Below are 22,166 nucleotides of genomic sequence, written 5' to 3' on the forward strand. Positions count from 1 at the left end.
GTGTTTGGGGGTGTGTGGGGGGATGCGTCCCCCCCCCCACACCACACGCCTGTTCGGTACCGACGACCACTGGAGCCCGGCGCCTCACTCCCGCATCCCTCCGGACGACCGGGCCCCTCACCGACTCCAGCCCCGGTGTCACTTGACGCCGGAACTTCCAGTGGGTTGCATACGGTCTGTGATCACATACCGGACATCGGGAGCCGCATCATGGACCCGGTGATCGTCGTCGGCGCGGGGCCCGTCGGGCTGTCCCTGTCCCTCGCCCTCGCCGGCCACGGCGTGCCCAGCGTCCTGCTCGACGAGGGGCCCGGCAAGGAGGAGCCCCGGCCCGCCCGCAGTGTCGTCCTGCACACCGACACCGCGGCCATGGCCCACCGGCTGGGCTGTACGACCCTGCGCGACGAGGGCGCGCAGTACGCGGGCTGGCGCACCGTCAGGCGGCGTCAGGAGACCCGCCGGATCACCTTCCAGGGTCCCGGCGCCCCCCTGCACCTGCCGCAGCACGCCCTCGTGCGCGGCCTGCGCGACGCCGCCGCGGCGCACCCCCTGGTCCAGCTGGTCACCGGTGCCAAGCTGGACTCCCTCGAGCAGGACGGCCGCGGGGTCACCGCGCTCACCCGGGGCGCCGAGACCACCTGGTGGCGCGGCAGCCACCTCGTCGGCTGTGACGGGGCCCGCTCCACGGTGCGCAAGCTGCTCGGCATCCGCTTCCCGGGCCGGACCGCCGTCGAGCGGCACGCCGTGGCCGCGCTGCGTGCCGAACTGCCCTGGCCCGGTGAGGGGTTGCTGCACCGCAGCCCGCCGTCCGGGCCGGAGGAGATCACCGCCCGGCCGCTGCCCGACGGGGTGTGGCGGCTCGACTGGCTGCTGCCCGCGCGCGGGGACCTCGTCACCCCGGACGCCCTCGTCACCCTCATCCGGGACACGCTGGCCCTGTGGTGCGGCGGCACGACCCCTCCGTACGACCTGATCGACACCGGGGTGCACACGCTCCACCACCGCCTCGCCCTGCGCTGGCGCGACGGCCGGGCCTTCCTCGTCGGGGACGCCGCGCACCTGCTGGGCGCGGTCGGCACGCAGGGCGTCGAGGAGGGGCTGCGCGACGCGGAGAACCTCGCCTGGAAGCTGGCCCTGGCCTGGCACCAGGGGGCCTCCGAGGCCCTGCTCGACAGCTACGAGGGCGAACGGCGCACCGCGGTGGCCGCCCGGCTGCGCGCCGCCGACCAGGCCGTGCCCGTACTGCGCGGCGGGGGCGGGCTGCGCACCCTGCTGCCGGGGACGGGCCGGTCCGCCGAGGCCCTGCTGACCGACGGGCACCTGGGGCGGGGTCCGCTGGGCGCGCAGCCCGTGTACGCCCCGCCGGTCGCCGTACGCGAGGTCCCGACGGCGACGGAGCCGGGCGGTCCGGTGGCGAACGTGCCGGTGACCGCGCCCGACGGAGCCACCGTCCCGCTGCGCGACCTGCTGGGGCGGGGCCGGCTGCTGGTGCTGCTGGTCGCGCCGGGCACCGGGGTGTGGGACCGGCGGCACTGGCTGGGCGCCGGGGTGATGCCGCGTCTCGCGGCGGCGGTGAGCGCCCTGCCGGTCCCGGCCGACCTGCTGGTGGCCGACGGCTACCCGGGGGCTCCGGCCCATACCGTGCTGCTGGTACGGCCCGACGGGCACCTGGCGGCCACCTTCGCGGGGGTCCGGCCGGCCGAGCTGTACGAGGCGGCCGACGCCGTCCGGGCGGGCGCACCGGCCGGTGCTCCCGCCACACCCGCTCCTGTGATCGATTGACCGGTCACGGGGGCGCGTGGTTCACTCGCCGCCATGACCGGCAACGACGTACGCCTGTGGCGGAGGGTCCACATGGACCTGCTCCGCTACGCGGGCTGCGTGTGTCGCCCCTCCTGCTGATTCGCCTCCCCTCCGCGTGCCCCCGTGCCCTGCCGGCCGGCGCGCGCACCTTCGCGAACCCCAGGACGGTCACCACCCATGCCTTCGCCCTTGACCACGCACGCCCCTGCCCGCTCCGCGGCCCCGACGGCGGCGGACCTGCTCGACTTCGCCCTGCGCACCGCGGCCGACCCCGCGATCGTCGGCTCGCTCCCCCTCGACCCGGAGGGCCGGACCTGGATCCGGCTCGACGGTCCGGGCGGCAGTGAGGCCTGGCTGATCGGCTGGCCGCCGGGCACCGGCACCGGCTGGCACGACCACGCCGAGTCCCGGGGCGCGTTCGCCACCGCGCGGGGGCGGCTGACCGAGCGCTCCCTGACGGTGCGCCTGCCCTCGGAGGGCTGGCGGACCCTCGAGCTGTCCCCCGGCGTGGACCGCACCCGCAGCCTCGGCGCGGTCAGCGGGCGGGCCTTCGGCGAGCACCACGTCCACGAGGTGCTCAACGAGTCCCCCTCGGAGCACGCGGTCTCCGTCCACGCCTACTACCCGCCGCTGCCGCTGATCCGCCGGTACGGCCGCAGCGGTCCGGTGCTCCGCCTGGAGCACGTCGAGCGCCCGGCGGACTGGCAGTGAGCGCCGCCGTGCCGCCGGCCGGCGTCGACGCGCTGCTGGAGCGGGTCCGCGCGACGTACACCCGCCTCGGCCCGCGGGAGGCCCACGAGGCCTGGCGGGCCGGTGACGCCCTGCTGGTGGACATCCGCTACCAGGCGCTGCGCGAGCGGGACGGGCTCATCCCGGGCGCGGTGGTCGTGGAGCGCAACGAGCTGGAGTGGCGCCTCGACCCCCAGGGCTCCCACCGCCTGCCGCAGGCCGACTCCCACGACCTGTGGGTGGTGGTGATCTGCGACGAGGGTTACGCGTCCTCGCTGGCCGCCGCTTCCCTGCACGGGCTGGGCCTGCGCCGCGCGACGGACCTCACGGGCGGTTTCCAGGCGTGGCGCGCCGCCGGCCTGCCCACCACCGCCCCTTCCTGACGTGCCCCCGCCCCCGCCCTGCTCCGCCGGATTCCGTCCGGCGGAGCAGGGGCGGGCGGTCGCGGCCGGGCCGCGGCTACGCCTTGGAGGTGGCCACCTCCACCGGGCGGCGCCGGAGCGCTGCCCGGCCCGGGAGGGCGGTGGCGGTCAGGGCCAGCAGTGCGGCCGCGCCGACCACCACCGCGTACACCAGCGGCAGCACCGCCGGGGCCGCGGACCCCGTCATGCCCACGCTGAACGCGGTCAGTACGGCCAGGGAGATCCCCGATCCCAGCACCGCCCCGATCAGCAGGACGGCCAGGGTCTCCGTACGGAGCATCCGCAGTACCTGCCGCCGCTTCGCCCCGGCCAGGCGCAGCATCGCGAACTCCCGGAACCGCTCGGCGGTGGACATCGCCAGGGTGTTGACCACCGCGATGGCGGTGAAGGCCAGCACCAGGCCCATGGCCAGCAGGTTGATCTCGGCTCCGGCCGCCTGCCGTTCCGCCCTCGCCGCGTCGGCCTCGGCCGCGGAGAGCACCGAGACGCCCGGCGCGGCCAGTCGTTCCCGCCCCACGCCCGGCTCGGCCGCGACCAGCACGGAGGTGGCGAGGGGGTTGTCGACGTGCGCGGCCAGCAGGCCGTGGGGCAGGGTCAGGTCTCCGAAGCCCAGCCCCCGCGCGTACACGGCGGCCACCGTCAGCGTCACGGGCGTCCCGTCGCCGAGGGTCAGCTCCAGCGGGCTGCCGGGCTTCAGCCCCAGCTGGTCGGCGGCGAGTTCGCTGACGGCGACGCCGCCCGGGCCGAAGCCGTCCAGGCTGCCCCGGGTGACCCGCGGGTCCCAGGTGCGGGTGAGGCCGGCCGGGGTCACGCCCTGGGCCGCGTACTTGGTCAGGCCGACCCGTACCGAGGTGTGCACGATCTCGGTGGCCGCCGTGACGCCCGGCGTACGGCGGATCCGCTCGGCGGCGTCGGCGCTCACTCCGGGGCCCTGCGGGGTGAGGACGAACTGGGCCCGGATCCCGTCGCGGGCCTGGGCGCGGGCCGCGTCGCCGAGGGTCGGGGTGACGAAGAGGACGGTGCAGGTCATGCCGATCAGCAGGGTGAGCGGGGTGACGGCTGAGGCCATGCGGGTGGCGTTGCCGCGCAGGTTCGCGGTGGCCAGGCGGCCGCCGGGCCCGGCCAGCCGCAGCGGACCGGCGAGCAGCGCGGTCGCGAGCCGGACCAGCAGCGGCCCGAGCAGCGACACGGCGGCGGCCAGCACCACGACGGCGAGGAAGGTGACCGGGGTGGAGGCGGGCTCGGTGCGCAGCGAGCCGAGGACGACGACCAGCACCACCCCGCCGGCCAGCAGGAGCAGCCCGGCCGCGATCCGGATCCAGGCGGGGCGGCCGCGCTCGACGGCGGCTTCGGCCAGCGCCTCGGCGGGGCGGATCCGGGCGATCCGCCGTCCGGTGATCCGCGCGGCGGCCCAGGCTCCGAGCAGGCTCGCCGCGACGGCGGCGGACATCGGGAAGATCCCGGCGGTGCGTTCCAGGGTGGCGGGGACCACGCCGTTGGCGACGAAGCGGCCGTGCAGCCAGGCGGCCAGGGGCAGTCCGGCGACGGAGCCGGTGATTCCGGCGGCCAGGCCGACGAGCAGCGCTTCGCGGCCGATCATGCGGCGCAGCTGCTTGGGGGTGGCGGCGATGGCCCGCAGCAGGGCCAGTTCGCGGTAGCGCTGCTGCACGGAGAGGGCGAAGGTGCCGACGACCACGAGGATCGCGACGAGCAGCGAGGTGCCGCCCATGGCCCCGCCCATGGAGACCAGTTTGATCCGTGCTCCGGCGGCGTCGAGGAACTCGACCGGGCCGCGGTCGTCGCCGGCGGCCACCTGTGCGGTGGCGCCCTGGGGGGTGCCGGCCAGGGCCTTCGCGACGCGGCCGGCGAGTTCCGCGGCGTCCGCTCCGGGCCGGGGCAGCACGCCGACGGCGCTGACCTGTCCGGCGCGGGCGGCGAGCCGCTCGGCCTCGGCGTCGCTGAAGAACAGCGAGGTCTGCCGGCCGGGGCCGCCGTGGGCGGTCCGCGCGATGCCGCTGACGGTGTACGTCTTGGGATCGCCGGTGGCCTGTACGGTCAGCCGGGCTCCGGCGCGGAGTCCCGCGCGGGCGGCCAGTGCGCGGTCGACGACGACCTCGTCACCGCCGCGGGGGGCGTGGCCCTCGGCGAGGGTGAAGGGGGTGAGGACGGCGGAGGTCCAGGCGTGTCCGTACGAGGGCTTCGCCGTGCCGCCGGGCGCGTCGACCAGGGGGACGGCCTGGAAGGTCAGCTCGGGCACGGCGTGTGCGACGCCCGGGACGGAACGTACGGTCTCCACGGTGGAGGCCGGGAGCCAGGCCCGCTCGGCGACGGGCTTGGCCTTGTGCTTCGTCTTGGTCTTGCCCTTCTTCTCCTTGACCGTCGTCTGGTGGACGTTCTGGTCGGCGGAGACGACCACCGGGGTGCCCGCGTAGCGCTCGGGGGCGATCCGGCCGCGGAGTCCGGTCTCCAGGAGGGTGCCGCAGGCGGTGATCAGGGACGCCGCGCACAGGAGCGCGACGAAGGCCCCGAGGAAGCCGGCCTTGCGGTCCCGCAGGGTCTGAAGGGCGTAACGCAGCATCATGCGGTCAACTCTGGCCGCGCGGCGGTTTGCGGGCACTGGAGCGCCCTGGCGTCCTCGTCCGGGGGCTACCCCCACCCCCGGGCCGCTCGCCCCGGCGCCGGCCGACGGCCGGCGGCCGCTGGACCAGGGCTCAGTGCCCGGGGCACTCCGGCCCGTCGGCGTCCCCGCGCTCGGCCTCGGCCTCCAGCGCGCGCCGGACCACCCGCAGGGCCATGCCTTCCGGGTATCCCTTGCGGGCGAGCATCCCGGCGAGGCGCCGGAGCCGCTTGTCCCGCTCCAGCCCCCGGGTGCCGCGCAGCTTGCGCTCCACGAGTTCCCGGGCGGTCCGCTCCTCCTGCTCGGAGTCGAGCTGTTCCAGCGCTTCCTGGACGAGGGTGGTGTGCACGCCCTTGGTCCGCAGTTCCTGCGCGAGCGCCCGGCGGGCCAGGCCCCGGCCGCGGTGCCGGGACTCCACCCAGGCCCCGGCGAAGGCGGCGTCGTCGATCAGGCCCACCTCCTCGTACCGGGAGAGGACCTCCTGTGACACCTCCTCGGGGATGCCCCGTTTCGCCAGGGCCTCCTCGAGCTGCCGCCGGGTGCGCGGCATCCCGGTGAGCAGGCGCAGGCAGATCGCCCGCGCCTGCTCCTCGGGACTCTGGGGCGGCAGCTCCTGGCGGCCTTCACGGCCACCCCTCGCCCTGCCGCCCCTCTCCTGCTCTTCCCGCACGGTCAGCTCTTGGCCACGGCGGCCTTGGCCGCCGGCTTGGCCTTCGACGCCGGGGCGGGCACGGAGGCGTCGGCCGCCGGCGCGGCGGCGGGCTCGACGGCCTCGCTGTCCTTGCGGACGCCCACGCCGAGCTTCTCCTTGATCTTCCGCTCGATCTCGTTGGCGAGGTCGGGGTTGTCCTTGAGGAAGTTGCGGGCGTTCTCCTTGCCCTGGCCCAGCTGGTCGCCCTCGTACGTGTACCAGGCGCCGGCCTTGCGGATGAAGCCGTGCTCCACGCCCATGTCGATCAGGCCGCCCTCGCGGCTGATGCCCTGGCCGTAGAGGATGTCGAACTCGGCCTGCTTGAAGGGGGGCGCGACCTTGTTCTTGACGACCTTGCAGCGGGTGCGGTTACCGACCGCCTCCGTGCCGTCCTTCAGGGTCTCGATGCGGCGGATGTCGATGCGCACGGAGGCGTAGAACTTCAGCGCGCGGCCACCGGTCGTGGTCTCCGGCGAGCCGAACATCACGCCGATCTTCTCGCGGAGCTGGTTGATGAAGATCGCGGTGGTCTTGGACTGGTTCAGCGCACCGGTGATCTTGCGGAGCGCCTGGCTCATCAGGCGGGCCTGGAGACCCACGTGGGAGTCGCCCATCTCGCCCTCGATCTCCGCGCGCGGTACGAGCGCCGCGACGGAGTCGATGACGATCAGGTCGAGCGCGCCGGAGCGGACCAGCATGTCGACGATCTCGAGCGCCTGCTCACCGGTGTCCGGCTGGGACAGGATGAGGTTGTCGGTGTCCACGCCCAGGGCCCGGGCGTACTCGGGGTCGAGCGCGTGCTCGGCGTCCACGAAGGCCACGGTGCCGCCGGCCTTCTGCGCGTTGGCCACGGCGTGCAGGGTCAGGGTCGTCTTACCGGAGGACTCCGGGCCGTAGATCTCGACCACACGGCCGCGCGGCAGACCGCCGACGCCGAGGGCGATGTCCAGCGCGGTCGACCCGGTGGGGATGACCTCGATGGGGTCGTTCGGCTTGTCGCCGAGGCGCATGACCGCACCCTTGCCGAATTGCCGTTCAATCTGTGCGAGCGCGGCGTCGAGAGCCTTCTCGCGGTCGGTGCCTGCCATGGGTTCCACCCGGTTTGCTTGAGTCGATCGCTTCACGCCATTGACGCTAACGCCTGCCACTGACAATGCGCTCCCACGCCCGTCCTGGCTGTGGATAACCCATCAGAATGGATGTTCGATTTCCGTGTCAAGCGAGCCACGCGCCGCCCCGGGCGGCGGTGCGGCCGCCCCCGCCCACGTGTACCGCACCACGTCATACATGGTGTGGGAGGCGGGCGCCGGGTGCGGCGTGTCGTTCCAGCCGATCTCCTCGGCCCGCTCCTCGATCGCCCGGCGCGCGGCGCGAGCCGCGGCCTCGTCCTCGAAGAAGGCGATCGACAGTCCGTTGCCGGTCGCGGGGTCGACGAGGTGACAGGCCCCGTGGACACCGGGCACGGTGGCGGCGGCCTCCAGCACCCAGTCCCGGTCGTCGGTCGGCATCGGCTCCCAAACAGCCACTCTCGCTATCATCTTCGTCTCCTTCGCCCTGCCGTCGGGCTTTCAGGATGCGCACCCCCCGCCGCCACCGCTCCCCGGCACGGGCCGAGCCCCGGCGCCGTGGGGCGGCCGGGGCTCGGGGTGTGCGTGACCGGTGGGCTTACGGCTTCGGGACGGCGCAGCCGGGGCGGGTCAGGTCGATCTGGTTGCCGGGGCCGATGCAGGGGACGAGGGTGTAGGTCTGCTGGGCGTAGTTGATGCCCTGGCGGACCGTGACGTTGCCGCTCTCGTCCACCTCGCACGGGTTGTTGTCCGTGCAGCGCTGGCCGTCCTCGTTGCCCGTGTTGTTGACGGCGACGACCTTGCCGGTGGCCGTGTCGATGACCGGGGAACCCGAGGTGCCGCCGATCGTGTTGCACGACGAGGTGTAGCGGACCGAGTCCTTCCAGGTCCAGGCGCCCTCCTTGAGGCGGTACGCGAACCCGTCGACGTTGCAGCTGTAGGTGCGCTTCCAGTAGCCGGAGACGACCTTGATGGACGAACCCTGCACCGGGTGGGCGTCGTTGAGGGTGAGGGCGCCGATCCCGTACTGGCTCTGGATCTGCTCGTACGTCTTGGTCAGCTGGTAGAGCGAGACGTCCGTGTCCGTCATCGTCCCGTACGCGATCTTGCTGGCGCGCAGCGTCGCGACCCTCGAGCCGGCGGCGTTGAGCAGGGAGAACGTACGGCTGGACGCCCGGTTCACGAGGACCTCGCCGGGCGCCGGGAACCCGGTTTCCAGGCAGTGGCCGTTGGACAGGACGAGCGCGGGGTCGCCGGGCTGGGAGCCGGGGGCGCGGACGACGGAGCCGGAGCAGTTGCTGAGCGCGACCGTGCCCGCGTAGGTGACCGCGACGGCGGGCGCGGTGTCGGTGGCCGAGGCCATGGCCGGGGCCGCTGCCACTCCGGTCAGGAGTAAGGAGAGCGCGACGGCGGCGAGAGGCTTGTTCATGTGGGGGGTCCCCTCTGGTGACGGATGCGACCGAAGATCCTTCGGTTGTCATGCGCATTCTCAAACCAGAGGACCACAACTCACAAGAGGGCCTCCCCCGTTGGGGACCGGATCACCGCGACGGCCCGAAGCCCGTCCGGGAGCCCATCCGGAAGCAATCATTCCAACACCCCACGAGGCGGGCGGGAATGTCGATACCGGGGCGCATGGGCCACTCCCCCGGGGCGGGACGGGAGGGTTCCGGAACGGCCGGTACTCTGCGGTGCCCCCGACCACGGGGGCCCCGAAATTCCGCTCAGGAGGACCCATGGCCATCAAGAAGGCCACGATCCAGCAGCAGGTGGCAGACGCCCTCGCCCAGGCCAACCCCGCCGACCGGCCCATCGTCACGATCCAGGCCGTCGCCGGCCCCAGCGTGTGGCTGATGAGCATGCTCGGCCTCATCGGCCAGGCGTTCCTCTCGTACTACTTCGTCACCGTGACCGAGCAGGCCGTGGTGCTCCACAAGGCGAGCCGCATGAGCAACCGCCCGCAGGAGATCGTCTTCGCCATATCGCCCGCCGAGGCCGCCGGCAGCGTCACCGAGATCAAGCGCAACGCCGTCTGGAGCTCGTTCCGCATGCAGCTGCCCGGACAGGCCGCACCGACCCGGATGAACGTGCACCGCATCTGGCGTGACGAGATGGACCGGCTGCTCGGCCTGCTCACGGGTCAGGGCCAGCCCGCCGCCTGACGCCTGACGGTCCGGCACGGCGGAGGGGACCCGTCCCCAGCCCCCTCCGCCCCCGCCCCGCTCACCACCAGTACACGGGGTACCGCACCGCCCCCCGCCGCGCGCGCGAGGCCGCCGTCCCGGCCAGCACCAGCAGCAGCGCCGCCCCCGCGAGCAGCGGTACGAACACCACCGGATCCGGCGCCTGGAGCACCACCACCACGGTGGTCGCCGCCGCCGGCGAATGCGGGGTCCGGGCCAGGGTCATGACCCCCACCGCCAGCCCCGCAGCCAGCGCCGCCACCCACGGCGCGTCCCCCAGCAGGGCCAGGCCCAGGTAGCCCACCGCCGCGCACAGCAGGTGCCCGGCGACGACGCTGCGCGGTTGCGCCAGCGGCAGCGCGGGCACGCCGTAGACGATCGCCGCGCTCGCCGCGATCGGCGGGATCAGCACCGGCTCGCGCAGGACCGCGCCGATGCCGACGAGTGCCAGCAGCGCGGCCGCCGCCACCCCGCCGCTGTGCAGGGCCGTGACCCGGGCGGGCGACGCGGGCGCGGGGGCCCGGCCCGCCAGCACGTCCGGAAGGACCGGGCGGGCGCGACCGGGCGCCTTCGCGGCCCGGCGCGTACGGGTGTCACTCGTGTCCACACTCATGGGCGCCAGGTCTACGCACCCCTCACATCCCCGCCCTATACGACGGCCCCCCGCGCCCGGCGCAGGCCGCACGCGCGGCTCGAGTGACAACCAGTGGTTGACACCTCCCCACTGTCAACCTAGGGTTGCACCCATGACGAACCCTTCGGTGGAACCCGTTCGCATGACCAACCCGGTACGCCTCGACGACCTGATCGAGGCCATCAAGAAGGTCCACTCCGACACCCTCGACCAGCTCAGCGACGCCGTCGTCGCCGCCGAACACCTCGGCGACGTGGCCGACCACCTTATCGGCCACTTCGTCGACCAGGCCCGCCGCTCCGGCGCCTCCTGGACCGACATCGGCCGCAGCATGGGCGTCACCCGCCAGGCCGCGCAGAAGCGCTTCGTCCCCAAGGCCGACAAGGACGGCGACCCGGGCCTCGACCCGAACGCCGGCTTCGGCCGCTTCACCCCCCGCGCCCGCAACGTCGTCATGGCCGCACAGAACGAGGCCCGCGCCGCCGGCAACACCGAGATCCGCACCGAGCACCTGCTGCTCGGCCTGCTCGCCGAACCCGAGGGACTGGCCGGCCACGTGCTGACCTCCCGCGGCGTCACCCCGGAAGCGCTGCGCGCCGCGGCGACCGCCTCACTGCCCCCGGCGGAGCAGGACGTCCCCGAACTCGTCCCCTTCGACGCGCACGCCAAGAAGGCCCTCGAGCTCACCTTCCGCGAGGCCCTGCGCCTGGGCCACGGCTACGTCGGCACCGAGCACATCCTGCTCGCCCTCCTGGAGCTGGAGAACGGCGAAGGCCCGCTCAGCGGCGCCGGTCTGGACAAGGCGGCCGCCGAGGCGACCGTCACCGAAGTCCTCGCAGCCGTACTCGGCGGCGACGGAGAGAAGTAGCCCCGCCGGACGCCGCGCCCGTCAGCTCGTACCGCTTCACGTACGCGCCGAGGAAGGCCTGCAGGGTGGCGACGGCCGGGATCGCGATGAGCGCTCCGACCGCGCCCAGCAGGGCGGTGCCCGCGATGACCGACCCGAAGGCCACGGCGGGGTGGATGTCCACCGTCTTCGACGTCAGCTTCGGCTGGAGCACGTAGTTCTCGAACTGCTGGTAGACCACCACGAAGCCGAGGACGTACAGGGCGAACCAGGGATTGACGGCGAAGGCGATCAGGATCGGCAGCGCGCCCGCCAGGTAGGTGCCGATGGTGGGGATGAACTGGGAGACCAGCCCCACCCACACGGCGAGCGCGGGCGCGTACGGCACGTCGAGCACCACGAAGAGGACGTAGTGCGCGATGCCGGAGACCAGCGCCATCAGTCCGCGCGAGTACAGGTAGCCGCCCGTCTTCGCCACGGCGATCTCCCAGGCGCGCAGCACCTCGCGCTGCTTGGCGGGCGGCAGTACGGAGCACAGCGCGCGCCGCAGCCTGGGCCCGTCGGCGGCGAAGTAGAAGGAGAACAGGAAGACCGTCAGCAGCCTGAAGAGCCCGCCCAGCACGGTGGCGGACACGTCGAGCACGCCGCTGGCGCTGTTCTGCACGTACTTCTGGAGCCATTCGGAATGCAGCAGGCTGTCCTGGATGTCCAGCCGGGACAGTTCGGTGTGGAAGGTCCGGTTGATCGAGTCGATCACCGAGTCGAGGTAGCGGGGGAACCCCTCGACCATCTCGATGATCTGCCCGGCGAGCATGGAGCCGAGCAGCGCGAGGAAGCCGGCGCCGAAGACGAAGACGGCCAGGAAGACCAGGAAGGTGGCGAGCCCGCGGCGCATGCCGCGGGCCGCCATCCTGGCCACGGCCGGTTCGATCGCGAGCGCGAGGAAGAACGCGATCAGGATGTTGACGAGCAGCCCGGTCAGCTGGTGGAAGGCCCAGCTGCCGAGCTGGAAGCACGCGACGAGGGCGAGGACGAGGACCACCGCGCGCGGCAGCCAGCGCGGCATCCGCGCGTCCGCGTCGGCACCCTCCCCGGCGGCGCCGGGCGGGCCCTCGGCCCCGCCGTCCGCGCCCGGCGCCGGGGCGGTACCGGGCGAAGGGGTCCCGGGCCCGCCGTCCGCGTCGCCCCGCCCGGGGGAGGGCGGCCCCGCCGGGGCCGCGGGACCGGCCGGAAGCCCGGGGTCCTGAGGGGCTTCGGGCCGGCCGGTCGTCTCGTCTTTCGCTGCCACGCGTCCAGTCTGTCCCACCGCCCGCCCTGACCACGAAGCCGTGCGCGCCCGCCGCGCGCGCCGGCCGGTCCCGCGCGGCCCCGGCGCCCCGCTCCGGGGCGGTCCGGGCGGCGCGTCAGCGCGTCAGCGCAGCGAGGCCGGCACGTCCATCGCGGAGCACACCGCGCGCCACACGTCCTTGGCCTCCCAGCCGGCGTCCAGCGCCTGGTGGACGGTGCGTCCGCCGAGTTCGGCCATCACGTGGTCCCGGGCGAAGGAGTCCGCGTACGCCGCGCCGAAGTGCTCAGCCATCCGCTCCCAGAAAATCGTCAACCGCATGCCTCCAGTATCCCGCCCCGGAGAGTGCACCGGCCCCGTTGCCCCCCTGTGCGCCGGTGCGCGCGCCCTACGGTGTCACGCATGCCTGGAGACGAAGCTTCCGCGCCGGCCCCACCGGGCCCGGCCGCCCCCGCGGCCCCCTCCGCCCTTCCCGCCGCGTCCACCCCGCTGGCCCGCGCCGAGCGGTTCGTCTGGCTGACGGCCCGGGTGCTGGAGCAGCGGCGGTTCGCGTTCCACTTCCTCGGCGGGGATCCCGACGCGGTGGACACCGCACTCGGCTCCTACCTCGGCGAGGACGGGGGCTACGGGCACGCGCTCGACCCCGACCTGCGCGGCCCGCTGAGCCAGCCCCTGCACACCGCGTACGCCCTGCGGATCCTCGACGCCCTCGGCCGGTGCGCCGGGCAGCGCGTCGAGCGGCTCTGCCGCCACCTGACCCGGGTCTCGACCCCCGAGGGCGCGCTCCCCCTGGTCGTCCCGGGCCCGCGCGGCCATCTGGCCGCCCCGTACCTCCCGGTGTGCGACGACCCGCCGGGGTCGCTGCTGACCACGGGCCCCGTCGTCGGGGTGCTGCACCGCAACCGGATCTGGCACGCCTGGCTCTTCCGCGCCACGGACTTCTGCTGGGAGCGGGTCGAGACGCTGCGCCACCCTCACCCGTACGAGGTCCGCAGCGCCGTGGCCTTCCTCGACGGCGCCCCGGACCGGGCCCGCGCCGCGGCGGCCGCCGACCGGCTGGGCCGGCTGGTGCGCGAGCGGCGGCTGGCGGTGCTCGAACCGGACCGGCGCGCGGAGTACCCGGCCGTGCCCGGCGGCGCACCGGGCGAGCAGCTGTTCCCGTACGACTACGCGCGCCGGCCGGAATCGCTGGCCCGGGGCTGGTTCACCGACGAGGAGATGCGGCGCTCGCTGGACTTCCTCGCGGCGGAGCAGCGCCCCGACGGCGGCTGGCCGGTGCGCCGCCGCGCCTGGGCGCCGGGCAGCTCGCTGGAGCGGCGGCCGATCGCCACGCTCGAGGCCCTGCTGACGCTGCGGGCGTACGGGCGGCCGCCGGGGGCGCCCGCCGAGGGCGGCGGGGTCAGCCTCCCAGGGCCCGGACGCCCGCGGTGACCACCACCGCCGCGCCGACGACCACCAGGAACGGGGCCCGCAGCAGCAGCGCGGCCCCGGCGGCGGCGAGCCCGGCGGCCCGGGCGTCGAGGACCAGCGCGTGCCCGGTGCTGAAGGTCTGCTGGGCGGTGAGCGCGGCGAGCAGCGCGACGGGCAGCAGGGCGGCGAGCCTCCGTACGGCGGGCCGCTCCAGGGCCCCCGCGGGCACGAGCAGTCCGGCGAGCTTGACGGCGTAGCATCCGGCGACGGTGAGCCCGATGGCGATCCAGACGTTCACGAGCGCGCTCCCTTCAGCGGTCGGCGGCCCTTCAGCCACAGCACCGCGGGCGCGGCCAGCGCGGCGATCAGTACGGGCACCCCGGCGGGCAGCACCGGCAGGAAGCCCAGCCCCAGCACCAGGGCGAGGGCGGCGACGGCCCGCTCGGTGGCGCTCTTGAGCATCGGCGCGAGCAGGGCGAGGAACACGGCGGGCCCGGCGGCGTCCAGCCCCCACGCGGCGGTGTCCCCGATGGCCTCGGCGCCCAGCGCGCCCAGCAGGGTGGTGAGGTTCCACAGCACGTACAGGGCGAGCCCGGTCACGGTGAAGCCGAGCCGGGCCGACCGGCGGTCGGGCTGGGCCAGCGCCACGGCGGTGGTCTCGTCGATCACCCAGTGCGCGGCGAGGGGCCGCACGGCCCTCGGCAGGGCGAGCAGCTGGGACAGCCGCAGCCCGTAGAAGGCGTTGCGGGTGCCGAGGAAGAAGGCCCCGGCGGCGGCGGTGAACGGGTTCCCGCCCGCCGCGAGGGCTCCGACCAGCGCGAACTGCGAGGCGCCGGTGAAGACCAGCAGGCTCAGCGCACAGGCCTGGAGCACGCTGGTCCCGGCTCCGGCCGCCGTCACCCCGAACGCGAACCCCGACAGGCCGACGGCCACGCCGACCCCGAGCGCATCCCGCACGACGGCGGCGCCCGGCCTGCCGTCGACGGCCCCCGGAGGGGTCTCCCGCATCACCATTCGTCGTTCTCCCACGCCGCGAACGTACGCGGGGCGGTGCGGGAGGGTCTTGTACGTTCTTGCGCGCGCCGCCCCGCCCGGGCCGGGCGGCGCCCGTGGTGCCCGTCGCCGTGCGGGTGGGGCGGGAGCCTATCGGGCCCGTTCCCGCCGGTAGGCGCCCGGCGGGACGCCGACGATCCGGGTGAAGTGCCGGTTCAGGTGCGGCTGGTCGGTGAAGCCGACGGTGACGGCCGCCTCGGCGGGCGGGATCCCCGCGTCGAGCAGCCGGCGCGCCCTGCGGACCCGCGCGTCGGTCAGCCAGGTGTGCGGGGGCATCCCGTACCGCTCGCGGAAGGCGCGCAGCAGGGCGAAGGGACTGGTCCCGAGCCCGGCCGCGAGCTGCTCCAGCGAGGGCGGCTCCGCCATCCGCTGCTCCAGCACGGCCCGGGCCCTCTCGGCGTCGGCGGCGCCCGCGCCGCGGACCGTACGGGCGGGCAGCGGGCCGGCGTACCGGCTGAGCATCCGGGCCACCACGCCCCGCAGCAGGGTGTCGGCGGCGAGCGCGTTCCCGGCCTCGGCGGCCCGGTGCACCTCGCTGACGGCCCGTGCGCCCTGCGCGTCGGCGACCGTGTCGGCGGTGAAGCCGGGGGTGCCGCGCGGGGTGGCGATCTCGGCGGCGACCTCGGCGATCAGGTCGCGGGGGGCGTAGAGGGTGGCGTACGCCCAGCCCACGGGGACCCCGGCGCGGGCGGTGTGCGCGACCTCCGGGTTGATCAGCACCACGCTGCCCGGCCCGGCCCGTACGGTGCCGCCGGGCAGGCCGATCTCCTCGACGCCGCCGGTGACGGCGGCGATGACGTAGCCCTCGTGGGCGTGGCGCGGGAAGGTGTGGCGCACGTAGTGGGCGCGCAGCAGGTCCAGCCCGGGCAGTTCCTCGTACCGCCAGTGCCGTGCCCATTCGCCGCGCCCGCCGTCCGTCCCCATGTCCTCATTCTGCGCGCCGCCCCGGCGGCGTGTTCGCCCAGGTCGGCGGCCCTGTCAGTGGCGGGGTGCACGATGGGGGCATGGCAGGCGCTGCGCTCGACTCGTTCTCCCCCGCCACCCGCTCGTGGTTCACGGGGGCCTTCCGTACGCCCACGGCCGCCCAGGAGGGTGCCTGGCGGGCCATCGGGGAGGGTTCCGACGTCCTGGTCGTCGCGCCGACCGGATCCGGCAAGACCCTGGCCGCCTTCCTCGCCGCCCTGGACCGGCTCGCCTCGCAGCCGCCGCCCGCCGAGGCGCGCAAGCGCTGCCGGGTGCTGTACGTCTCTCCGCTGAAGGCCCTGGCGGTCGACGTGGAGCGCAACCTGCGCAGCCCGCTGACGGGGATCCGGCAGGAGTCGGCCCGCCTCGGCCTGCCGGAGCCGGACATCCGGGTGGGGATCCGCTCGGGGGACACCCCGGCCGCCGAGCGCCGGGCGATGGCGACGCGGCCGCCGGACATCCTGATCACCACTCCGGAGTCGCTGTTCCTGATGCTGACCTCGGCGGCGCGGGAGGCGCTGGCGGGGGTGGAGACGGTGATCCTGGACGAGGTGCACGCGGTCGCGGGGACCAAGCGCGGCGCCCACCTGGCGCTGTCCCTGGAGCGGCTGGACGAGCTGCTGCCCCGCCCGGCCCGCCGGATCGGGCTGTCGGCGACGGTCCGGCCGGTGGAGGAGGTGGCCCGCTACCTCGCGCCGCGCGGCAGGGTGGAGATCGTGCAGCCGCCGTCGGCGAAGGAGTTCGACCTGTCGGTGGTCGTCCCGGTCGAGGACATGGGCGAGCTGGGGGGCTCCCCGGCGACCGAGGGCCGGGAGGGCGGGGACCGGCCGTCGATCTGGCCCCATGTGGAGGAGCGGATCGCGGACCTGGTGCAGGCCCACCGCTCGACGATCGTGTTCGCCAACTCGCGCCGTCTCGCGGAGCGCCTGTGCAACCGGCTCAACGAGATCGCCCACGAGCGGGCGACGGGCACGCCGCTCGCCGAGGGCGCGCCGCCCCCGGCCGAGGTGATGGCCCAGTCGGGTGCGGCCCTGGGCGCCCCGCCGCTGCTGGCGCGCGCCCACCACGGTTCGGTGTCGAAGGAGCAGCGGGCGCTGGTCGAGGAGGACCTGAAGGCAGGCCGGCTGCCCGCCGTGGTGGCCACCTCCAGCCTGGAGCTGGGCATCGACATGGGCGCCGTGGACCTGGTGGTGCAGGTGGAGTCACCGCCGTCGGTGGCGTCGGGGCTCCAGCGCGTGGGCCGCGCCGGGCACCAGGTGGGCGCGGTCTCCACCGGGGTGGTCTTCCCGAAGTACCGGGGCGACCTGGTCCAGGCCGCCGTGGTCACCGAGCGGATGCGGACCGGGGCGATCGAGTCGCTGCGGATCCCCTCCAATCCGCTGGACGTACTCGCCCAGCAGCTCGTGGCGATGACCGCGATGGACACCTGGCAGCTGGACGAGCTGCTCGCGCTGGTGCGCCGGGCGGCGCCCTTCGCGGCGCTGCCCGAATCGGCGTTCACCTCGGTGCTGGACATGCTGGCGGGCCGTTACCCCTCGGACGCGTTCGCGGAGCTGAGGCCGCGGGTGGTGTGGGACCGGGTGGCGGGGACGATCACCGGCCGGCCCGGCGCGCAGCGCCTCGCGGTGACCTCCGGCGGCACCATCCCCGACCGGGGCCTGTTCGGGGTGTTCCTGGCGGGTGCCGACCCGAAGAGGGGCGGGGGCCGGGTCGGCGAGCTGGACGAGGAGATGGTCTACGAGTCGCGCGTGGGTGACGTGTTCACCCTGGGCACCACGTCCTGGCGGATCGAGGACATCACGCGCGACCGGGTCCTGGTCACTCCCGCCCCCGGGGTGCCGGGCCGGCTGCCGTTCTGGAAGGGCGACCAGCTGGGCCGGCCCCTCGAACTGGGGCGCGCAGTCGGCGCGTTCCTGCGGGAGCTCGGCGCGCTCTCCGAGGAGGACGCCCGGCTGCGGCTGCTGGCGGCCGGCCTGGACGGCTGGGCCGCGGGCAACGTACTGGCGTACCTGGCGGAGCAGCGGGAGGCCTGCGGGCACGTGCCGGACGACCGGACCATCCTGGTCGAGCGGTTCCGGGACGAGCTCGGTGACTGGCGGGTCGTCGTCCACTCCCCCTTCGGCGCGCAGGTGCACGCCCCGTGGGCGCTGGCGCTGGGTGCCCGCCTCGCGGAGAAGTACGGCATGGACGCCCAGGTGATGCACGCCGACGACGGGATCGTGCTGCGGCTGCCCGATGCCGACCTGCTCTCCATGGACCTGCTGGACCACGACCCGGCCCGGCCGGCGCCCTTCGAGTTCGATGACGAGCAGGCCCCGCTGGGCGCGGCCGACGTCACCTTCGACCGGGGCGAGGTCTCGGGGATCGTCACCGAACAGGTGGGCGGATCGGCCCTGTTCGCCTCCCGGTTCCGGGAGTGCGCGGCGCGCGCCCTGCTGCTGCCGCGCCGCAGTCCCGGCAAGCGCACCCCGCTGTGGCAGCAGCGTCAGCGCGCCTCGCAACTGCTCCAGGTGGCGTCGGAGTTCGGGTCCTTCCCGATCGTGCTGGAAGCCGTACGCGAATGCCTCCAGGACGTGTTCGACGTACCGGGTCTGGCGGAGCTGATGGGGGACATCGAGGCGCGCCGGGTCCGGCTGGTCGAGGTCACCACTCCCGAGCCCTCGCCGTTCGCCCGCTCCCTCCTGTTCGGTTACGTCGCCCAGTTCCTGTACGAGGGCGACTCGCCGCTGGCCGAGCGGCGGGCGGCGGCGCTCTCGCTGGACTCGCGGCTGCTGGCGGAGCTGCTGGGCCAGGCGGAGCTGCGGGAGCTGCTCGACGCGGAGGTGCTGGAGGAGCTGGAGCGGGAGCTCCAGTGGCTGACGGAGGACCGGCGCGCCAAGGACGCCGAGTCGGTGGCGGACCTGCTGCGGCTGCTGGGCCCGCTGACGGACGCCGAGCTGGCCGCGCGCGGGGCGGAGCCCGCCTGGCCGCGGGCGCTGGAGGCGGCCCGGCGGGCCATCCGGGTGCGGATCGGCGGCGCGGAACACTGGGCGGCGATCGAGGACGCGGGCCGGCTGCGGGACGCGCTGGGCACGGCCCTGCCGGTCGGGGTGCCGGAGGCCTTCACCGAGCCCGTCAAGGATCCGCTGGGCGATCTCCTGGCCCGGTACGCGCGCACCCACGGCCCCTTCACCACGGCCGCGGTGGCCGCCCGGCTGGGCCTGGGCGCGGCGGTGACGGAGGGGGCGCTGCACCGGCTCGCCGCGGGGGGGCGGGTGGTCCAGGGCGAGTTCCATCCGGCGGGCATCGGCCAGGAGTGGTGCGACGCGACGGTGCTGCGCAGGCTGCGGCGGCGTTCGCTGGCCGCGCTGCGCCAGGAGCTGGAGCCGGTCCCGCCGGCCTCCCTGGCCACGTTCCTGCCCCAGTGGCAGCACCTGGGCGGGGCTCTGCGCGGGCTCGACGGCCTGGCCCGGGCCGTGGAGCAGCTGCAGGGGGCACCGGTGCCGGCCTCGGCGCTGGAGCGGCTGGTCCTGCCCTCCCGGGTGGCGGGCTACGCGCCGACGCTGCTGGACGAGCTGACCACCACCGGGGAAGTGCTGTGGGCGGGCGCGGGAGCCCTGCCGGGCAAGGACGGCTGGGTCTCGCTGTACCTGGCGGAGTCCGCTCCGCTGCTGCTCCCGGAGCCGCATCCGCTCGAGCTGGGGCCGCTGCACCAGGCGGTGCTGGAGAGCCTCTCGGGCGGGTACGGCCTCTTCTTCCGGCAGATCACCCAGTCCGTCCGCGCCCGCCATCCGGAGGCCTCCGACCTGGAGCTGTCCGAGGTGCTCTGGGACCTGGCCTGGTCGGGCCGGCTGACGAACGACACCCTGGCCCCCCTGCGCTCCCTGCTGGGCTCGGGCCGCACGGCGGGGGCGACCGCGCACCGGGCCCGGCGTACGGTGCCGCGCGGCCGGTACGGGGGCCCGGGCGCCGCGGTGTCCCGTACCGGCCCGCCCACGGTGTCGGGCCGCTGGTCCCTGCTGCCCGCGCCTGCCCCGGACCCGACCCAGCGTGCCCACGCCCTGGCGCGCACGCTGCTGGACCGGCACGGGGTGGTCACCCGGGGGGCCGTGGCGGCGGAGGGCGTCGAGGGCGGCTTCAGCGCGGTCTACCGGGTGCTGTCGGCGTTCGAGGACAGCGGCCGGGCCCGCCGGGGGTACGTGGTGGAGGGGCTGGGCGCGGCCCAGTTCGCGATGGACGGCGCGGTGGACCGGCTCCGCGCGGCCGAGAAGAACCCTCCCCCGCTGGCGGCGGTGGTCCTGGCCGCCGCCGATCCGGCGAACGCGTACGGGGCGGCCCTGCCGTGGCCCGAGCCCCCGGCGGGCGCCACGCACAAGCCGGGCCGCAAGGCGGGGTCGCTGGTGGTCCTGGTCGACGGCGAGCTGACCCTGTACCTGGAGCGCGGCGGCAAGACCCTGCTGGCCTGGCCGGATCCGGGGGATCCGCGGCTGACGGCGGCCACGGAGGCCCTGGCCGCCGGCTCGCGCGCGGGGTCCCTGCCGGCGCTGACGGTGGAGCGGATCAACGCGGCGGCGGCGCTGACGTCCCCGCTGGGCCCGGTCCTGGAGGCGGCCGGTTTCCACGCGACGCCGAGGGGGCTGCGGCTGCGCAGCTGAGGCGGCGGTCCGGTCTCGGCCCGGACACGTATGTCTTGGGCATGTCACGAAACGGCTGCCAGCCGCTCCGCAAGGGCCTCCGAGCTGGCCCAGCCGCTTATCCGTGGCTTATCAAGGGTGCTCACAGGCACCGCGCCCGGCGGTGCCCATCCATGGGGGACACGACAGTGAGCACCAACACCATGCGCAGAAGCACCCTCGCCGCGGCCGGCCTCGCCGTGGCCGGAGCCCTCGTCCTGACCGGTTGCAAGGACGGCAACGAGGAGATCCCGGCGGCTCCGGCCGCACCGTCCGCCCCCGCGTCCGCCGGCTCGCCGGCCCAGCCGAGCGCCCCGGCGGCGCCCAGCTCCCCGGGGGCCGGTTACGACGGCTCGGCGAGCGCCTCACCGGCCCCGGGCGGTTCCGGCGGCGGCGCCGTGGCCAAGTCGGGCCAGGCCTTCAAGATCGGCGAGACGGCCACCGTGCCGTTCAGCTACGGCAGCAACAAGGGCGGCCAGCTCGCCCTCACCGTCGCCTCGATCGAGAAGGGCGACCCGGCCGACCTGGAGCCGCTCAAGCTCGGCGACAGGGCCAAGGGCCTGGTGCCCTACTACATCCGCTACACGGTCAAGAACACCGGCACGACCGACCTCTCGTACTCCTCGGTCGGGCACATCAAGGGCCTGCTCGGCGACGGCAGCGAGGCACAGGGCGTCTCGATCATCGGCAAGTTCGACAAGTGCAAGGACAACTCGCTGCCGAAGGGCTTCACCAACGGCCAGTCGCAGACCAACTGCGTGATCGCCCTGGCGCCGGCCGCGGCCAAGGTCTCCGGCGCCGAGTACTGGGGCGACCCGTACAACAACCTGAGCAGCCCTCCCCAGAAGAGCCTCACCTGGAAGTGACCGGCGGCCCGCCCCGGCCTCCCGCCTCCTGATGCCCGGAACCCCCCGCGCGGCGACGCCGCCCGGGGGGTTCCGGGCGTTCCCAGGCCCGACAATGGCCCCATGCCCGAAGGAGACAGCGTCCACCGCGCGGCGGCCCGTCTGCACGCCGCCCTCGCGGGCAAGCCCCTCACCCACACCGACCTGCGGGTGCCCCGCTTCGCCACCGCCGACCTCACCGGGCGCACCACCCTCGGCGTCACCCCGCGGGGCAAGCACCTCCTCGCCCGCCTCGAAGGCGGCCTCACCCTCCACAGCCACCTCGGGATGGACGGCACCTGGAACCTCTTCGGCCCCGGCGAGAAGTGGCGGGGCGGACCGGCCTTCGAGATCCGGGCCGTGCTGGCCACCGCCGACGCCACCGCGGTCGGCTACCGGCTGCCCGTACTGGAACTGCTGCGGACCGCCGACGAGGCCCGGGCCGTGGGCCACCTGGGGCCCGACCTGCTCGGCCCCGACTGGGACCAGGCCCGGGCCGCCGCCAACCTGCTCGCCGACCCCGGCCGCCCCCTCGGCGAGGCCCTGCTCGACCAGCGCAACCTGGCGGGCATCGGCAACATCTACAAGTGCGAGCTCTGCTTCCTGGCCGGGGTCACGCCCTGGACCCCCGTCGGCGCGCTCCCCGACCCCCCGACCACCCTCCCCCGCGTCGCGGCCGCCGCCCGGCGCCTCCTGGCGGCCAACGCCGGCCACGGCGGCGCCCGCAACACCACCGGGATCCGCCGCCGCGGCCGGGAGCTCTTCGTGTACGGGCGCGCCCGCCGGCCCTGCCTGCGCTGCGGCACCCCCGTGTGCGAGGCCCCGCAGGACGGCCGGCCCACGTACTGGTGCCCGCGCTGCCAGTCCGGACCGGTTCCGGAGCACCCCGGCCGTTGACGGCCCGTCAGATGCGCTCGTACCGTCCT

At 75.1% G+C, this 22,166-nt stretch carries 20 protein-coding genes and 1 pseudogene; 10 read left to right on the forward strand and 11 right to left on the reverse strand.

What is annotated here, in order from left to right; genetic code table 11:
- Nucleotides 1-210: 210 nt before the first annotated feature.
- The 4 genes from ACZ514_RS14490 (at nt 211) to ACZ514_RS14505 (ending at nt 2,915) form a co-directional block, all read left to right on the forward strand.
- On the forward strand, nt 211-1,782 hold the full coding sequence (locus tag ACZ514_RS14490) for an FAD-dependent monooxygenase (protein ID WP_468170656.1): 1,572 nt from the start codon (nt 211-213) through the stop codon (nt 1,780-1,782).
- A gap of 33 nt (nt 1,783-1,815) precedes the next feature.
- Nucleotides 1,816-1,902, forward strand: a complete 87-nt coding sequence (locus ACZ514_RS14495) for a putative leader peptide (protein ID WP_311318651.1) — start codon at nt 1,816-1,818, stop codon at nt 1,900-1,902.
- Nucleotides 1,903-1,980: 78 nt separating this feature from the next.
- A complete protein-coding gene (locus ACZ514_RS14500; RefSeq protein ID WP_468170653.1) occupies nt 1,981-2,514 on the forward strand; it encodes a cupin domain-containing protein in 534 nt (177 codons plus the stop codon).
- On the forward strand, nt 2,511-2,915 hold the full coding sequence (locus ACZ514_RS14505) for a rhodanese-like domain-containing protein (RefSeq protein WP_469124830.1): 405 nt from the start codon (nt 2,511-2,513) through the stop codon (nt 2,913-2,915). The genes ACZ514_RS14500 and ACZ514_RS14505 overlap by 4 nt, the downstream gene beginning before the upstream one ends.
- A 76-nt stretch (nt 2,916-2,991) precedes the next feature.
- Here the strand turns inward: ACZ514_RS14505 and ACZ514_RS14510 are convergent, their stop codons facing one another.
- From ACZ514_RS14510 to ACZ514_RS14530, 5 genes and pseudogenes are all read right to left on the reverse strand, one after another.
- A complete protein-coding gene (locus ACZ514_RS14510; RefSeq protein ID WP_469124831.1) occupies nt 2,992-5,535 on the reverse strand; it encodes an FtsX-like permease family protein in 2,544 nt (847 codons plus the stop codon).
- 130 nt (nt 5,536-5,665) lie between these two features.
- A pseudogene (gene recX / locus ACZ514_RS14515) lies at nt 5,666-6,322 on the reverse strand (recombination regulator RecX); the annotation flags it as partial.
- A complete protein-coding gene (gene recA, locus ACZ514_RS14520) occupies nt 6,244-7,350 on the reverse strand; it encodes a recombinase RecA (protein WP_468170644.1) in 1,107 nt (368 codons plus the stop codon). The pseudogene recX and the gene recA, both read right to left, overlap by 79 nt.
- 102 nt (nt 7,351-7,452) lie before the next feature.
- Nucleotides 7,453-7,788: a hypothetical protein gene (locus ACZ514_RS14525; protein ID WP_469124832.1), complete on the reverse strand. Its 336-nt coding sequence runs from the start codon at nt 7,786-7,788 to the stop codon at nt 7,453-7,455.
- A gap of 139 nt (nt 7,789-7,927) precedes the next feature.
- A complete protein-coding gene (locus tag ACZ514_RS14530; RefSeq protein ID WP_469124833.1) occupies nt 7,928-8,758 on the reverse strand; it encodes a S1 family peptidase in 831 nt (276 codons plus the stop codon).
- Between the two features lie 307 nt (nt 8,759-9,065).
- Between ACZ514_RS14530 and ACZ514_RS14535 the strand changes: the two genes are divergently transcribed.
- Nucleotides 9,066-9,491, forward strand: coding sequence for a hypothetical protein (locus ACZ514_RS14535; RefSeq protein ID WP_469124834.1), 426 nt, complete (start codon nt 9,066-9,068; stop codon nt 9,489-9,491).
- Nucleotides 9,492-9,552: 61 nt separating this feature from the next.
- Here ACZ514_RS14535 and ACZ514_RS14540 read toward each other — a convergent pair whose 3' ends face one another.
- The gene (locus ACZ514_RS14540; protein ID WP_469124835.1) at nt 9,553-10,125 is read right to left on the reverse strand and encodes an HPP family protein; all 573 of its coding nucleotides are present in this window, start codon (nt 10,123-10,125) and stop codon (nt 9,553-9,555) included.
- A gap of 133 nt (nt 10,126-10,258) precedes the next feature.
- On the opposite strand from ACZ514_RS14540, the gene ACZ514_RS14545 reads away from it, so the two are divergent.
- Nucleotides 10,259-11,014: a Clp protease N-terminal domain-containing protein gene (locus ACZ514_RS14545; protein WP_468170629.1), complete on the forward strand. Its 756-nt coding sequence runs from the start codon at nt 10,259-10,261 to the stop codon at nt 11,012-11,014.
- Here the strand turns inward: ACZ514_RS14545 and ACZ514_RS14550 are convergent.
- Both ACZ514_RS14550 and ACZ514_RS14555 read right to left on the reverse strand, forming a co-directional pair.
- On the reverse strand, nt 10,968-12,059 hold the full coding sequence (locus ACZ514_RS14550) for an AI-2E family transporter (RefSeq protein WP_468171022.1): 1,092 nt from the start codon (nt 12,057-12,059) through the stop codon (nt 10,968-10,970). The two genes, ACZ514_RS14545 and ACZ514_RS14550, sit on opposite strands and share 47 nt — an antisense overlap.
- Nucleotides 12,060-12,404: 345 nt before the next feature.
- Nucleotides 12,405-12,599: a DUF3046 domain-containing protein gene (locus tag ACZ514_RS14555; RefSeq protein WP_388938171.1), complete on the reverse strand. Its 195-nt coding sequence runs from the start codon at nt 12,597-12,599 to the stop codon at nt 12,405-12,407.
- Nucleotides 12,600-12,680: 81 nt separating this feature from the next.
- Between ACZ514_RS14555 and ACZ514_RS14560 the strand changes: the two genes are divergently transcribed.
- Nucleotides 12,681-13,709 carry a hypothetical protein gene (locus tag ACZ514_RS14560; protein ID WP_469124836.1) on the forward strand — a complete coding sequence of 343 codons (1,029 nt, stop codon included), beginning with the start codon at nt 12,681-12,683 and terminating at the stop codon, nt 13,707-13,709.
- Here the strand turns inward: ACZ514_RS14560 and ACZ514_RS14565 are convergent.
- From ACZ514_RS14565 to ACZ514_RS14575, 3 genes are all read right to left on the reverse strand, one after another.
- On the reverse strand, nt 13,678-13,986 hold the full coding sequence (locus ACZ514_RS14565) for an AzlD domain-containing protein (RefSeq protein ID WP_468170623.1): 309 nt from the start codon (nt 13,984-13,986) through the stop codon (nt 13,678-13,680). The two genes, ACZ514_RS14560 and ACZ514_RS14565, sit on opposite strands and share 32 nt — an antisense overlap.
- Entirely contained in the window at nt 13,983-14,702 is a 720-nt protein-coding gene (locus ACZ514_RS14570) for an AzlC family ABC transporter permease (RefSeq protein ID WP_469124853.1), read from the reverse strand. The genes ACZ514_RS14565 and ACZ514_RS14570 overlap by 4 nt, the downstream gene beginning before the upstream one ends.
- A gap of 129 nt (nt 14,703-14,831) precedes the next feature.
- The gene (locus tag ACZ514_RS14575) at nt 14,832-15,665 is read right to left on the reverse strand and encodes an AraC family transcriptional regulator (RefSeq protein ID WP_469124837.1); all 834 of its coding nucleotides are present in this window, start codon (nt 15,663-15,665) and stop codon (nt 14,832-14,834) included.
- Between the two features lie 80 nt (nt 15,666-15,745).
- On the opposite strand from ACZ514_RS14575, the gene ACZ514_RS14580 reads away from it, so the two are divergent.
- The 3 genes from ACZ514_RS14580 to ACZ514_RS14590 all read left to right on the forward strand — a co-directional run bounded on the left by ACZ514_RS14580 (nt 15,746) and on the right by ACZ514_RS14590 (nt 22,137).
- Nucleotides 15,746-20,338, forward strand: a complete 4,593-nt coding sequence (locus ACZ514_RS14580) for an ATP-dependent helicase (RefSeq protein WP_469124838.1) — start codon at nt 15,746-15,748, stop codon at nt 20,336-20,338.
- A gap of 167 nt (nt 20,339-20,505) precedes the next feature.
- Nucleotides 20,506-21,222 carry a hypothetical protein gene (locus tag ACZ514_RS14585; protein ID WP_469124839.1) on the forward strand — a complete coding sequence of 239 codons (717 nt, stop codon included), beginning with the start codon at nt 20,506-20,508 and terminating at the stop codon, nt 21,220-21,222.
- A 102-nt stretch (nt 21,223-21,324) separates the two neighbouring features.
- Entirely contained in the window at nt 21,325-22,137 is an 813-nt protein-coding gene (locus ACZ514_RS14590; protein WP_469124840.1) for a DNA-formamidopyrimidine glycosylase family protein, read from the forward strand.
- Nucleotides 22,138-22,166: the final 29 nt, after the last annotated feature.

It is taken from the genome of Streptomyces sp. NPDC034086, assembly GCF_055575515.1.